Here is a 12,253-nt window from a genome sequence, read left to right as displayed (position 1 = left end):
GGAACCAGGGCTAGGAAACCTTGGCGGCAGAGAGGCTGGCCAAGTAGTCGGCCGCCTTGTCCGGGTACATGAACCATTCCTGGAATTCCGGTGGGTGGTTGAAGCCGTTCGCAAACCTGCGGGCGATGTCCGGCTCGCTGTTTGCCGCGCCCAGGAGCTCAAGGACGTGGGGCGGCGGCGGGGCCAGCAGGGCATTTGTCCACTGTGCGACGTGCTGTGCGTAATCCCAATAGCGCTCGAACGTGGCCTGCATGAATCCTGCGTCGTAGCGCTGGTCGCCGTGCTGGATGATGCTGTCCAGATACGACGCCGCGCATTTGCTGGCGTTGTTGGAACCCTGGCCGGTGATGGGGTCGTTCAACACCACGACGTCGGCCAGGCCCAGTACCTGCGCCCCGCTCGGCAGCGTGGCGATCGGGTGCCGGACGGTGGGGGCGAAGCGGCCCTGCAGGACACCATTGGGGTCGGTAAGCTCCGCGTCCTTGGCCCGTTCGGCTTCCCACGGCAGGAAGGTCTTGAGGAGGTTCCTGGAGTTCTCCAGGTGTTCCTCGGGGGACAGGCCCTTCCAGGAATCCATGGGACCGCCGGGCACGCCCTCGAACACCATGATTTCGCAAGGGCCGGTTGTGGTGAGCGCCGGGAAGACGAAGTACTCGCCGACGCCGGGAATGAGGTTGAAGGACACCGCAGAGTATTCTTCCCGCGGTGTCAGGCCGTTCACATAGGTCAGGGCGAGTGCGCGCTGCGGGACGTCATAGGTGCTGCGCCCGGCGTCGCGGGTAAACAATTGCGCGATCTCGCCCTTGCCGGCCGCGACAATCACGAGGTCGGAGCTCCGGGTGTACTTCTCCAGCTCATCAACGCCTGCATCCTCAAAGACCAGCTCACCCCCGCGCGCAGTGAACTCCTCCATGAATCTGGGGAACTTGACGCGCTGGTCTATGGACTTGGCGTGGTGGTCCAGGCGCGATGCCCAGCTGATGGCCTTCTCGCCGGGCAGTTCGGGGTGCGGAATGGTGAACGAGATCCCGTCCACCGTGGGGGCATCCGGCCAGAAATCCAGCCCCAGGGCGCGCTCGTGTTCCAGGGCGTTGTGGAAGATGCATTGGCTGGAGGCGACTTTGCCCGCAGCAATTTCCTCCGGCGTGCGATTGGAGATGGTGGTGACCTGGTAGCCGGCGTCGAGCAGGCCGATTCCCAATTGGAGGCCGGATTGTCCGGCTCCCACGATGGTGATGTGGCGTTGCGTCATGATGGTCTCTTCTCTTTGGTCTGGTTGCTGTGACTTAGTTGGCTGCGAGCAGCGGGATGGTCTCATCGGCCCGCTCCGGGCCCATTGCCGAATAGCCGCCATCTACGGCCCAGTCGGCGCCCGTTACGAAACTTGCCTGGTCGCCGGCAAGGAACGCGACGACGTCACCCACCTCATGCGGACGGCCAACCCTCTTGAGTGCATGGAAGGGAGCGGCCACTTCATCGGTTTTTTCCAGGCTCCCGTTGGTCAGGGAGTCCATGATGTTGCTCCACACCCAACCGGGGCTGACTGAATTGACCCGGATGCCATCCGCTGCGAAGTCCACGGCCATGCTGCGGGTGACCTGCACAAGGGCTGCTTTGCTGGCCGGGTAGAGCCAGCGCCCCGTTTGGGCCACGGAGCTGGAGATCGACGTGAAGTTGATGATGGCGCCGTGGCCGGAGGCTTTGAGGTGGGGACGGGCTGCGTTGCCCACCACCACTGCGCTGACCAGGTTGACGTTGAGGGCGTCCAGCCAGTCTTTCCGTCCGGAGCCTGCGCCGTCGTCGTTGTACGTGCAGGCGAGATTGACCAGGATGTCCAGGCCGCCGTGCCGGGCCACGGTTTCACTGACCAGCGCGTTCACGGCGTTGTCGTCGGTGATGTCCGTGTGGGAGAACGTCACGCGTTCGCCCATCCCGGCGGTGATGGAACCGCCGTCGGGGGCTATGTCCGCAACTACCACCGTGGCGCCGGCGTCCCGAAGGGCGGTAACCACGCCCTGGCCTACTTTGGTTGCGCCGCCGGTAACGATTGCTGTCCTGCCGTGAAGTCCTGACATGGCTAAACCCTTTCAACTGCGGATGGTGATGTTGCGTGATTATGACGTGCGTCATATTCGTTCTGAAGCGACTCTAGGGATTCGGATGCGGTGCCCAATATCCACAAAGCGCAGGGCTTATCCGAAAAGCGAAGGGTCATCCACTTCTTCGTGCCAGCCCATCCAGGGTGCTGAGGTCAGCCGGAGGTCGGCGGCCCGCATTTCCAGCTCCCACGCCGGAAATCCCGCGTGCTGAAGGTGGAGCAGGTGAAAGAAGAATTGAAATACGGGGAGCATTGGCTTGTCCTTAACGATTGGTCCTGCCGGTTGGCTGGAGGTCATTTGGTGGGTCGGGGAGCTGGTTTCGGATGGGTCCGGACCCACTCATCCCGGCGGTCATGCACGAGCTTGATGTTCTTCACTTGTCCTCACCCCGCTTCCGCACTGTTATGGTCCTGTGAGCTGCGTCATACTTGTCCCAAGAGCGACTCTAGACAGCCGCTTCACCACGGAATATCCAGATGGCGCGGGGATCATCCGAAAGGCGAAAAGCTGCGAAAACCCATGCAAAGCAGGTGATAATAGTGCGGATTCTTCCCCGGGACGTCCTGCGTGGGCGGCCCACCACAGCCACAACCGACGTGGACGAAGCACACGCCAAGGTCGCCGAGCTGTTCTGCGGGCATGAGCTGGCGCCCCGGACAAGAACATCGTCCGTGGACATGAAATTGCGCTCCCTGCACAGGGCCGACGTCGGCATCGAGTTCCTGGATTACGGCTCCGATGTCCGGATTGATCCCGAAGGCCTGCAGGATTTCCACCTGGTGCAGATTCCCTTGGCCGGGCATGCCATCATGCAGGTGGGCCCCGACATCGTGGAATCAAGCCCCAGGGTTGCGACGGTTCCCCCGATCGACCGGCCGTTCTCCATGAGCTGGGACGGCGGGAGTCCCCACCTGATCGTCTATGTCCGCAGGGCCGCCCTGGAGCGGATTTCCACCCAGCTGTACGGCGATGGCGCCGTTGATCTTGGCTACGGCATGGACCTCACCACCGCCGCTGGCCGCGCGTTCCTGAGGTCCGTCGTCGAACTTCATGACGACATGATCAGCCAGCCGCAGTCCGCTGCGCCGGTGTTCATGCAAGGGCTTCTGGCGGACAGCATGGTGTCCCGCTTGTTGATGGCCATGGAGCCTGCGTCCGAGGTGTCGGCGGACAGGGACAAGGAAAGCCGCTTGGTTCGCGAGTGCCGTGAACTCCTGGAACGGCACGCCTTCGAGGAACTCAGCGTGCCGGACATCGCGGAGTGTTTGGGGGTGTCGGTGCGCACCCTGCAGACTGCCCTTCGGGCCGAAACCGGAGCAACGCCGTCGGACCTGCTGCGATCGATCCGCCTGGACCGGGCCCGGGAAATGCTCCTGGAGGCGAGTCCGCGTGAGCAAAGCGTGACGGCGGTTGCGGAGTTGTGCGGATTCACGCACCAAGGGCGGTTCTCGGCGCTTTACCTGAAGACGTTCGGCGAATTGCCGTCGGAGAGCCTGCGCCGCTGAGCCCTAAGAGGCTGGTCGGGAATCTATTCCGGAGCAGGGCCTGCCTCCTGGGCATCCAGCACGTAGGTTTTCAGGTCATCCAGTGTCTGCTGCATGTGGGCATCCATGGCCAGCCGTGCCTCGTTGGCGTTGCGCGACTCCAGGGCCGCCGCAATCTTCCGGTGGTGCCCGATTGCGTGCTCCTGGATCTCCGGGAACGCAGAGGTTTCCGCGCGGCGGGCCTCGAGGACCCGATGCAGCGGCTCGAACAGGACAGCAACGAAGACATTGCCGGAGGCATGGAGGATCACGTCGTGGAAGGCAAGGTCCGCTTCCACGAAACCGGCGAGGTCATTGACTTCATGCGAGGACTGCATCTTTTCCACATGCTCTTTGAGCGTGATGAGTTCGTCGTCGGTGATGCGTTCCGCGGCGAGCTCGCAGGCGCCTGTTTCGAGCATCCGGCGAAGCTCGATCAACTGGACGGCAGCGGCCGCGTCCTTGGTTCCTTCCGAAGCGGCACGCAGCACGGCTTCCAGGGAAGCCCACTGGTTCAGCGGGTTGACGAATGTTCCGCGGCCGCGTTCAACGCTGAGGATCCGCTGCGCTTCCAGGGTCTTCATGGCTTCACGGACAGTCATCCGGCTCACCTCGTGCCGGGCGCTGAGCTCAAGCTCGCCCGGAACAACCGTACCGGGCGGAAATTCGCCCGCAATGATCCGGTCCAGCAACTCATCAGCCACCACGCCCACCAGCGACTTGCGTGCCATGTATCCCCGTTTCCTTCACTCCGCCCATCGTGCTCCGCGCAGCCCGCGGCGGGATGGATGTCAGACATCTTACGCTGGCAGTGGCCCGCTGGATCGCCAAAACTCCTGCAGTGCCTGGGCGCATTGTTGTGCTTGCTCCCAATGGACGCTGTGCCCTGCGTCCGGAACAATTGTGAGGCGGCGCCGCGGGTCCGCGTTCACAAACCCGACCATCTGGTCCGTGGACCGTACCCGGTCTTCGGCGCCGGCCAGTACCAGCAGCGGCGCGCGAACGCGCCCCGGCGTTGAAGGCTCGACGCCGGCCATGGCCGCCTCGCCGCTGGCGCGCAGAACCTCGAAGGGCACGTCGAACCCGCGGCTGAGCAGCTCCCAGTCCTCGGGGGACAGGTGGCCGTACCAGGCCTCCATGCAAGCGGCCTTGGTCCGGGCGTCAATGAAACCTTGCGTCAATTGCGACTGCAGCATTGCCCGGAAACTTTCGTTCGGTGGCGCCGGGACCATGCCAACCAGGGTCACCGTGGCCACCAGGTGAGGGTGGGCGGCGGCGAGAGTGAGGGCCACGCTGCCACCCAGCGAGTGCCCCACGAGATGAACCGGCCCGCTCTGCCTGGATTCGAGCGCAGCCGCAAGGCATTCAGCTGCCGAGTCAAGCGTCCACTCGAATTCCGGGGACAGTTTCCCGCCGGGGTGGTAGCCCGGGAGGTCGGCAACCCACACAGCACGTCCGGCGTCGAGCAGCTTTTTTGCCAGCGGCTCCCAGTACACGGAACTGGAGGCCCAACCGTGGATGAGGACTGCGGGAACGCTCCCACCTGCGGAAACGCCAGGCGTCCGGATATCCACGTAAACGGTCCGTGTTTGATGGCCAACCATGCACCCAGCCTAGTGACGCCGCTCTCCTTGCGCGGGGATGGAGCGTTGTGTCACACTGATTCAAATGTTAGATGTCTGACATCTGACATTCATAAACCGCAGTAGAGATTTTCCACGATGGAGTGCACAGTGATCCTAGAAGCAGACGTTCTTGCCGCCTTTCCGGCAGAAGTCCACATTCCTGCCCAGCTGGTTGCCGACACCGTTGCAGCGTCCTCAGCTACGTCGCCCCGGATCCTGGTAGTGCTCGACGACGACCCCACCGGCACGCAGTCCGTCGCCGACCTCGCCGTCCTCACCCGTTGGGACGTGGAGGACTTTGCCTGGGCTTTCAGCCACATCCGCGACAACGAAACCAAGCCCGCCGTCTACGTGCTCACCAACACGCGCAGCCTGGACCCGACAGAGGCTGCGGCACGCAACGAGGAAATCGTCCGCAACGCGCTCGCCGCTGCCGCCCTGTCCGGGGATGGGCTCCGGGTGGGCTTCGTCAGCCGCAGCGACTCAACACTTCGCGGCCACTATCCGTTGGAACCCGACACCATCGCTGCAACTGTGGCTGCCGAAACCGGGGAGGCAACCGACGGCGTCGTCATCGTACCGGCGTTCCCGGACGCCGGTCGTGTCACCATCGGCGGCGTGCACTACATGCGGGGCGACGCCGGAAAGCTCACCCCGGTGGCGGAGACGGAATTCGCCAAGGATGCGAGCTTCGGTTTCGTAAACTCCGAGCTGGCCAAGTATGTGGAGGAGAAGTCACAGGGGCGGTTCCCTGCAGGCGACGTGATCGTCCTGGACCTGAACATTATCCGCGCAGGTGCTTCAGCGCAGGACACCGCCATTTCCGCCAAGGCCATCGCCGACGCCATTGAACCAGCCACCAATTCCACCCCTATCGTGGCCGACATCGTCACTGAGAACGACTTCAGGGCCTTGGCGCTGGGCCTGGAGGAAGCAGAACGCCGCGGCAAGAAGCTCCTGTACCGTGTAGGTCCGCCCTTCGTCAGGGGCCGCATCGGCCAGGACATCCGTGCGGCCCTCACGCCCGATGAGGCCTACGCCGGCAACACCCCGTCCACCGCAGGCGGACTGGTCGTGGTGGGCTCGCACGTGGGAGTCACCACGCGGCAACTCAATGACCTCACCGCCCAGCACAGCTCGGCGCGGACCATTGAGATCGACGTCGAAAAGCTGCTCGCAGCCCAAGGTGAGGCCTACGTCGGAACTGTCGTGTCCGACGTCGTCGATGCACTCCGCCAAGGTGACGTCATCGTCCACACCAGCCGCCTCCTCATCAAGACCGACGACGCCGCAGCGAGCCTGAAGATCGCCCGCACCGTGTCCGCCGCCGTCGTGGCCGTGGTCAACCGGACCCTCAAGACTTTCCCGCCGCGGTTCGTCATCGCCAAGGGTGGCATCACGTCCTCGGACGTCGCCGCCCATGGCCTGGAAATCCGCCACGCAATCGTCCGCGGCCCGATGCTCCCGGGCATCGTCTCGCTGTGGGAACCGGTGGACGGCCCCGCAAAGGGCATCCCATACATCGTCTTCGCCGGCAACGTCGGCGACGACCAATCACTGACCCACGTCACCCGCAAGCTCAGCGCAACTTTCTAGATTCAACGGAGAACATCATGACCAGCAGCAATTACACCGTCACCGTCCTGGGTTTGGGCGCCATGGGCCTGCCGATGGCGACCCGCCTCGCGTCCCAGGTGACGGTCCACGGCTTCGACATCGCCGAAGCCCGGCTGGAACTCGCTGCCGCCGCGGGAATCAAGACTTTCGCTTCCGCCCGTGAAGCCTCGCAGGACGCGGACGCATTGCTGCTCGCCGTCCGTAACGGCGAGCAACTCAACGATGTCCTGTTCGGCGAAAACGGTGTCGCCTCCGTGCTGAAGCCGGGCGCCGTCGTGATCCTGGGCAGCACCGTGGGCACCGAGGCGATCCCCGCTACCGTGGCAAAACTCGCCGAATACGGCGTGTCCCTGGTGGACGCGCCCCTGTCTGGCGGACCGAAGCGTGCAGGCGAAGGCGACCTCCTGATCGTAGTGGGCGCTGAGCCCGAGGCACTTGAAAAGGCCCGGCCCGCCCTGGAGCTGCTGGCCTCCACGCTGACCATCGTGGGCGACAAGCCCGGTGACGGCCAAGCCCTCAAGACCGTCAACCAGCTGCTGTGCGGAGTCCACATCGCTGCTGCTGCTGAAGCTTTGGCGCTGGCCGACGCCCTTGGCCTCGACCAAGCCAAGACGCTGGCCGCACTTGAAGCCGGAGCCGCAGGTTCCTTCATGCTCTCGAACCGCGGACCCCGCATCCTTGAGGCCTACAACGAAGAAGGCGCCGAAGTCCTCAGCCGCCTGGACATCTTCGTCAAGGACATGGGCATCGTGGGCAAGGCAACCCGTGCCGCCGGGCTCGCCGCACCCGTCGCCGCCGCTGCGGAACAGCTGTACCTCCTCGGCCAGGCCCAGGGCCTCGCCGCCGCTGACGACTCCGCAGTCATCAAGGTAGTAGCGCCCGCCAAGCGCACCCCCTAACCCGGAGTTTTTGTACAGGTAACGCCCTTAAAAAGCCCTCTTAAGGGCACCTGCTGTACAAAAACTCCAGCACCGACCCCAGAACGCGCGACGACGGCGATCCCCCCTTCGTCGTCGCCGCCACCTCCCGCCGGACTACTGCACGGACCGGCCTGTCAAAGGAGACAACGCCCCAATGAATCCCCTCGTCAATTCGTTCATGGTCAGGGCTGCTGATGCCCCTGCCATCAAGCCCGCAGTGGAGCTGGGAACACCCCTTCTGCTGACCATCGCCGCTGCAGGCATCGCCCTGCTGCTGGTGCTGATCATCCGCTTCAAGATCCAGGCCTTTGTGGCCCTGCTCGCCGTCAGCATCCTGGTGGGTGTGGCTGCCCAGATTCCGCTCAAGGACATCTTCACGGTAGTGACCAACGGCGTGGGCAGCACCATGGGCAAGGTTGCCCTGTTGATTGCACTCGGCGCGATCCTTGGCCGCATGATCGAGGTCTCCGGAGGCGTGCAGTCGCTGGCTACACACTTTACTGAGAAGCTCGGTGCCAAGCGCGTGGCCGTAGCGCTGACCGCCGTGGGCTTCCTGGTGGCGATCCCCGTGTTCTTCGAGGTGGGCGTGATTGTCCTGGTGCCGATCGTTTACGCTTTCGCCAAGATCGCCAAGGTCCATCCCATCAAGTTCGGGCTCCCCATGGCCGGCATCATGCTGTCCATCCACGTCGCCGTGCCGCCGCACCCGGGCATCGTTGCCGGCGCCGGTGTTTTCGGCGCCGACATCGGACTCATCACACTGATCTCCCTCATCATCTGCGTGCCGCTCGGTTTCCTGTCCTACTGGGTTGCCAGCATCATGAACCGCAAGGACTACGAACTCCTCCCAGGCGTGAAGCAGCAGGTGGAAGAATTCGGTTCCGCAGAAGCCCTGGTCCACGTTGGCCACGACGGTCCTGGTGCCCGCGCCATCGCTCCTCCGCGTCCTGGCCTGATCATGTTCCTTATCGCAGCACCGATCGTGCAGATCCTCCTCGGCACGGTGGGCACGCTGACCATCTCCAAGGACAACTACTGGTACGGCGTGGCCTCGTTCATCGGCAACCCGTTCCTGGCACTGCTCGTAGCCGTGGCACTCTCCTTCTTCCTGCTTGCCGTCCGCCGCAACTGGTCCCTCAAGGAAACCGGCGAAATCTTCGAAGGCGCACTGCCTCCCATCGCCTCCATCCTCATGGTGGTAGCAGCCGGTGGCGTGTTCGGTGAAGTCCTGCGTACCTCGGGTATCGGCGCCGCCTTGTCCCACACCCTGGACAGCCTGGGCTTGCCGGTGATCGTGCTCGGCTTCATCATCTCCCTGGCCCTGCGCGCCGCCCAGGGTTCGGCCACGGTGGCAATCGTGACGACGACCGGCCTGCTCACCTCCGCGGTGATGGAAGGTGGCTACTCGCCTGCGCAGATCGCCGTGATTGTGATCGCCATTGGCTTCGGGGCGCTCGGCCTCTCCCACGTGACCGACGCCGGCTTCTGGACCGTGATCCGCTACTACGGCCTCACCGTGTCCGACGGCCTCAAGACCTGGACCGTCCTCACCACCATCCTCGGCCTGGCCGGGTTCGCACTGACATACGTCGCTTGGATCCTGGTGGGAGGCCTGGCCCACTGATGCGCGTTGCACTCGACCAGCTGGTTAGCTCTGCCCTGGCGTCCAATTCGGCCGTTCCGGCGTTCACTTGCTACGACTTCACCACTGCTTTGGGCGTAGTGTCCGCGGCGGAAGAAGCCCGGCTTGGCGTGATTCTGTTGGTTGCTCCCAAGACGGCTGCCATGGCCAATGGACTTCGCCTCATTACGGCGCTTCGCGGCTTGGCGGATTCCGCATCAGTCCCCGTGTCGATCCAGCTGGACCATGCTTCGGACCTTGGGGTGATCCTCGAGTCCGTGGCTGCCGGTGCTGACGCGGTCCTGGCTGACGGTTCCTCCCTGCCCTACGAAGACAACATCGCGCTGGTCCGGGAAGTCCGCGCCCACCTGGATGCTGCGGGTCACTCCGCGGTGGTGCTGGAAGCCGAGCTCGGCGGCCTCGCGGGCGATGAGGACAAGGCGTTCGGCGCCTCCACGGAAACGCACGACGCCGGCGCTTCCGTTCCCGGCCTCACCGACCCCCTGCAGGTGGCCGGCTTCCTCGAGCGAACCGGTGCGCAACTGCTGGCTGTCGCTGTGGGCAACGTGCACGGGAAGTATCAGGGAGAGCCGAACATCCGCTGGGACGTGCTCCAGGACATCGCCGCACAGACGATCGTCCCACTGGTGCTCCACGGTGCGTCCGGAATCCCGGCCGGCGAGCTGGCCAAAGCCCCTGCCCTTGGGATCGGCAAAGTGAACTTCAACACGGAGCTTCGGACCGGGATACTGGCCACGCTTGAGGCTGAAACCGCGTCCTACCGGGCGGATGGCGAGAATCTCCAGGGTTTGCTAGGCCGTTGGAACCGCTCGGCAGCGACCTTCGCCGGCGCCACGCTGGACATGCTCAGCTCCTGACGCGCAGTGCAGGAACACAGGGAGGCTAGGATCAAACCATGATCGTGGCCTCCCTGATTTTTGCCCTGATTGCCGCCCTGCTTCACGTGTATATCTTCACCATGGAGTCCATCACGTGGACCAAGCCCGCAACGTGGAAGACGTTCAGCATCACCTCGCAGGCAGACGCTGAAACCACGAAATCCCTGGCGTACAACCAGGGCTTCTACAACCTGTTTCTCGCCATCGGTGCTTTGGTCGGCATCGTGGCAGTGGCCCTGGGGGCACCCCAGGTCGGTTGGACCCTCGTCTTCAGCTCGTGCGGCTCCATGCTCCTTGCCGCACTGGTCCTGGTGGCAAGTGGCAAAAAGTACCTCCGCGCAGCCACAATCCAAGGCACGACGCCGTTGCTCGCCGTCGTGCTTGGAATCCTGGCTGTAACGCTGGGTTAGTGCTCCGGCGGCCCTGCTTGGGCTGCCGCGGCATCCATCCACAGCACTTCCCAGTGGTGGCCGTCGAGGTCCCTGAAGGCCCGGCTGTACATGAAACCAAGATCCTGCGGGTCGTAGGTCTCCGACCCGCCTGCTTCCAGGGCCTTGGTTGCCAAGGCGTCCACGTCTTCACGGCTGTCGGCTGAAAGTGCGACGATGGCCGCCGTCGAGTTCCTGGTGTCCGCGATGGGCTGCTTGGTGAACTGGCTGAATTTCTCGTGCGTGAGCAGCATGGTGTAGATCGTGTCGCTGAAAACCACGCAAGCCGCGGTTTCGTCGGTGAAGTTCGGGTTGATGGTGTAGCCAAGCGCCGTATAGAAGGCCTTGGATGCTTCGAGGTCGCTGACGGGCAGATTCACGAAAATGGACGTAGTCATGCGTCTGATCCTGCCGGTGTTTGAGCGTCCCGTCCAGAGTCGACAATGACTATGTGGACAATCACGCGGCGGTGCTGTCCTTCCACAGCGGCAGGGGCACCACCTTGCGGCTGCGCCCGGATTCATCCAGGACGTGGCCAACCCTCTTGTACGTCCGCACCACTGCCTGGCGGGAGATGACCGCGCTGCCCGGGGCCCGCTCTGCCAGTTCGCGTTCATAGGCCTGGACTTCCAGGTAGTCGCGGACCCAGAGGGTCACCAGCAGGTTCTGGGCGCCCAGAACCTGGGCGCTCAGGCGGCAGTTGGGCAGCGCTGCGAAGTAGCCGCCGACGTCGTCAACAAAGTGTGCCGGCACGTTCAGCTCCAACGTCACTTCCCGCAGTCCCTGTTGCGCCGACGTCGAAGTATCGCACCGCAGGGATATGTAGCCGGCTGCGAGGAACCGCTCCACCCGGCGTCGCGCCGTCTGGGGTGAGACGCCGCAGGCAGCACCCAATTCCGCCCAGCTGGCGCGCCCATCCCGTGAGAGCTCCTCCAGCAGCGCAGCGTCAAGGCGGTCGGGGGAGTAGCCCGGTGGTTCGGGCAGGGGGCCGGCCGAGACCAGCCGGGCCCGGGCAGGCTCCAGCGTGCCGCTGCGCCATTCCGAGGCCTGACGATACAGCTTGGTGACGAAAACAACCTCGCGGTGCGTGATTCCGGGCAGTCGGGGAAAAGATCCCGTGACGATGTCCATCAGTTCCCCATGGCTGGAAGCGAAGCAGTCCATGAAGATATCGTGCGGGCCCGAGACCAGGGAAACGGTGGCGAACGCAGGCTCCGCGCACAGGCGTTCAAGCAGTTCCTCGCTTTGGCCCGGGGTGGAAGACAAGTGGATGAAGGCCGACCAGCCCGCGTTGAGATAACGCTGCCCGGGGGAGGGCGTAATCCAGGCCTGGCCCTGCTCTGCCAGCGCGTTCCAGCGCCGGGCGACGGTGGGTCCGGACAGCCCCAGGGCATCTGCCACCCGGCTCCACTCTGCCCTTGGATTTATTTGCAGGGCATTCACGATTTCCAGATCCAGCTCGGAGATAATGGCTGATTCCTTCAAGATTGCCTGCCTCGCGTGGGTTTTGAACAATTCCAC

The 12,253-nt window shown here is 64.0% G+C and carries 13 protein-coding genes; 6 read left to right on the top strand and 7 right to left on the bottom strand.

The features are described from left to right. Nucleotides 1-10 precede the first annotated feature (10 nt). The 3 genes from AB0N72_RS19755 to AB0N72_RS19745 form a co-directional block, all read right to left on the bottom strand. Nucleotides 11-1,252 carry a styrene monooxygenase/indole monooxygenase family protein gene (locus tag AB0N72_RS19755; protein WP_363934760.1) on the bottom strand — a complete coding sequence of 414 codons (1,242 nt, stop codon included), beginning with the start codon at nt 1,250-1,252 and terminating at the stop codon, nt 11-13. A gap of 34 nt (nt 1,253-1,286) precedes the next feature. Continuing rightward, nucleotides 1,287-2,075 (bottom strand): SDR family oxidoreductase, encoded by a 789-nt coding sequence (locus AB0N72_RS19750; RefSeq protein ID WP_363934761.1) that lies wholly within the window; start codon nt 2,073-2,075, stop codon nt 1,287-1,289. Between the two features lie 117 nt (nt 2,076-2,192). Further along, nucleotides 2,193-2,351 (bottom strand): hypothetical protein, encoded by a 159-nt coding sequence (locus AB0N72_RS19745; RefSeq protein ID WP_363934763.1) that lies wholly within the window; start codon nt 2,349-2,351, stop codon nt 2,193-2,195. 287 nt (nt 2,352-2,638) lie between these two features. Here AB0N72_RS19745 and AB0N72_RS19740 point away from each other — a divergent pair, with 287 nt between their 5' ends. Beyond that, a complete protein-coding gene (locus AB0N72_RS19740) occupies nt 2,639-3,604 on the top strand; it encodes a helix-turn-helix domain-containing protein (RefSeq protein WP_363934765.1) in 966 nt (321 codons plus the stop codon). A gap of 23 nt (nt 3,605-3,627) precedes the next feature. Here AB0N72_RS19740 and AB0N72_RS19735 read toward each other — a convergent pair whose 3' ends face one another. Continuing rightward, nucleotides 3,628-4,353 (bottom strand): FadR/GntR family transcriptional regulator, encoded by a 726-nt coding sequence (locus AB0N72_RS19735; RefSeq protein WP_363934767.1) that lies wholly within the window; start codon nt 4,351-4,353, stop codon nt 3,628-3,630. A gap of 69 nt (nt 4,354-4,422) precedes the next feature. Then, complete coding sequence (locus AB0N72_RS19730) at nt 4,423-5,226, bottom strand: alpha/beta fold hydrolase (RefSeq protein ID WP_363934769.1); 804 nt, start codon at nt 5,224-5,226, stop codon at nt 4,423-4,425. 129 nt (nt 5,227-5,355) lie between these two features. Here AB0N72_RS19730 and AB0N72_RS19725 point away from each other — a divergent pair, with 129 nt between their 5' ends. From AB0N72_RS19725 to AB0N72_RS19705, 5 genes are all read left to right on the top strand, one after another. Then, the gene (locus AB0N72_RS19725) at nt 5,356-6,843 is read left to right on the top strand and encodes a four-carbon acid sugar kinase family protein (protein ID WP_363934771.1); all 1,488 of its coding nucleotides are present in this window, start codon (nt 5,356-5,358) and stop codon (nt 6,841-6,843) included. A gap of 17 nt (nt 6,844-6,860) precedes the next feature. Then, nucleotides 6,861-7,763, top strand: coding sequence for an NAD(P)-dependent oxidoreductase (locus AB0N72_RS19720; protein ID WP_363934773.1), 903 nt, complete (start codon nt 6,861-6,863; stop codon nt 7,761-7,763). Between the two features lie 175 nt (nt 7,764-7,938). Continuing rightward, a complete protein-coding gene (locus tag AB0N72_RS19715) occupies nt 7,939-9,408 on the top strand; it encodes a GntP family transporter (RefSeq protein WP_363934774.1) in 1,470 nt (489 codons plus the stop codon). Beyond that, nucleotides 9,408-10,283: a class II fructose-bisphosphate aldolase gene (locus AB0N72_RS19710; protein ID WP_363934776.1), complete on the top strand. Its 876-nt coding sequence runs from the start codon at nt 9,408-9,410 to the stop codon at nt 10,281-10,283. The genes AB0N72_RS19715 and AB0N72_RS19710 overlap by 1 nt, the downstream gene beginning before the upstream one ends. A 38-nt stretch (nt 10,284-10,321) precedes the next feature. After that, complete coding sequence (locus AB0N72_RS19705; RefSeq protein ID WP_363934778.1) at nt 10,322-10,714, top strand: DUF1304 domain-containing protein; 393 nt, start codon at nt 10,322-10,324, stop codon at nt 10,712-10,714. On the opposite strand, the gene AB0N72_RS19700 is transcribed toward AB0N72_RS19705, so the two are convergent. Further along, a complete protein-coding gene (locus tag AB0N72_RS19700; protein ID WP_363934780.1) occupies nt 10,711-11,130 on the bottom strand; it encodes a VOC family protein in 420 nt (139 codons plus the stop codon). The two genes, AB0N72_RS19705 and AB0N72_RS19700, sit on opposite strands and share 4 nt — an antisense overlap. Before the next feature lie 61 nt (nt 11,131-11,191). After that, the gene (locus AB0N72_RS19695; protein ID WP_363934782.1) at nt 11,192-12,217 is read right to left on the bottom strand and encodes an Lrp/AsnC family transcriptional regulator; all 1,026 of its coding nucleotides are present in this window, start codon (nt 12,215-12,217) and stop codon (nt 11,192-11,194) included. Between the last annotated feature and the right edge of the window lie 36 nt (nt 12,218-12,253).

The organism is Paenarthrobacter sp. NPDC089307 (assembly GCF_040685055.1).
In the GTDB taxonomy this organism is placed as follows: Bacteria; Actinomycetota; Actinomycetes; order Actinomycetales; family Micrococcaceae; genus Arthrobacter.
This window is presented reverse-complemented; position numbering and strand designations above follow the sequence as displayed.

What these genes read in the sequence shown, in the direction of transcription:
- AB0N72_RS19720 (WP_363934773.1), top strand. Translation starts at nt 6,861, where the DNA reads ATGACCAGCAGCAATTACACCGTCACCGTCCTGGGTTTGGGCGCCATG.
- AB0N72_RS19750 (WP_363934761.1), bottom strand. Translation starts at nt 2,075, where the DNA reads ATGTCAGGACTTCACGGCAGGACAGCAATCGTTACCGGCGGCGCAACC.
- AB0N72_RS19700 (WP_363934780.1), bottom strand. Translation starts at nt 11,130, where the DNA reads ATGACTACGTCCATTTTCGTGAATCTGCCCGTCAGCGACCTCGAAGCA.
- AB0N72_RS19745 (WP_363934763.1), bottom strand. Translation starts at nt 2,351, where the DNA reads ATGCTCCCCGTATTTCAATTCTTCTTTCACCTGCTCCACCTTCAGCAC.
- AB0N72_RS19735 (WP_363934767.1), bottom strand. Translation starts at nt 4,353, where the DNA reads ATGGCACGCAAGTCGCTGGTGGGCGTGGTGGCTGATGAGTTGCTGGAC.
- AB0N72_RS19730 (WP_363934769.1), bottom strand. Translation starts at nt 5,226, where the DNA reads ATGGTTGGCCATCAAACACGGACCGTTTACGTGGATATCCGGACGCCT.
- AB0N72_RS19705 (WP_363934778.1), top strand. Translation starts at nt 10,322, where the DNA reads ATGATCGTGGCCTCCCTGATTTTTGCCCTGATTGCCGCCCTGCTTCAC.
- AB0N72_RS19755 (WP_363934760.1), bottom strand. Translation starts at nt 1,252, where the DNA reads ATGACGCAACGCCACATCACCATCGTGGGAGCCGGACAATCCGGCCTC.
- AB0N72_RS19710 (WP_363934776.1), top strand. Translation starts at nt 9,408, where the DNA reads ATGCGCGTTGCACTCGACCAGCTGGTTAGCTCTGCCCTGGCGTCCAAT.
- AB0N72_RS19715 (WP_363934774.1), top strand. Translation starts at nt 7,939, where the DNA reads ATGAATCCCCTCGTCAATTCGTTCATGGTCAGGGCTGCTGATGCCCCT.